Origin of the sequence: Psychrobacter halodurans, from assembly GCF_017498075.1 — a bacterium.
Taxonomy (GTDB): domain Bacteria; phylum Pseudomonadota; class Gammaproteobacteria; order Pseudomonadales; family Moraxellaceae; genus Psychrobacter; species Psychrobacter celer.
This window is the reverse complement of record NZ_JAGBKN010000064.1, coordinates 1-506: the sequence shown is the minus strand read 5'-3', so window position 1 is coordinate 506 and position 506 is coordinate 1. Positions and strand designations below refer to the sequence as shown.

1 protein-coding gene is annotated in these 506 nt (G+C 52.0%); it reads left to right on the top strand.

All coding sequences use genetic code 11. From position 1 onward, the window contains the following. A partial coding sequence (locus J3491_RS11945; protein WP_424108362.1) for a hypothetical protein occupies positions 1 to 506 on the top strand: 506 nt, incomplete at both ends.

Genomic DNA, 506 nt, shown 5'->3' with positions numbered 1-506 from the left:
ACCAACACTGATGACATCGCAGACATCAATGCTGGTCGCACCGGTATTGTCCGTCAAGACGCAGGCACAGGCGCGATCACAGTAGGCGCTCAAACGGGCGGTACCAGCGTTGACTTTACCAATACCGATGGCGTTAATCGTCAACTAACAGGCGTTGCCAGTGCAGGAGACATTACTCTTGCTGCCAATGCAAACAATGCCGTCAACGCAGGCGATGTAAATACGGCAGTTACAGGCTTAACCAACGCTGGTCTTAACTTCCAAGGTGACGATGGTACATTGATTGATCGTAACCTTGGCGACACACTGACCATCACAGGTGGCGAGACGGACTCAAACAACCTAACCGCAGGTAATATCGGTGTGGTCGCAAACGGTACCGGTGGTCTGAGCGTACAGCTGGCCAAAAACATTGCTGTTGACAGCGTAACCACCGGCAACACCGTCACTAATAGCGATGGTGTCAAAGTTGATGATGGTGCAGGCAATGCAACCACCATCACCAC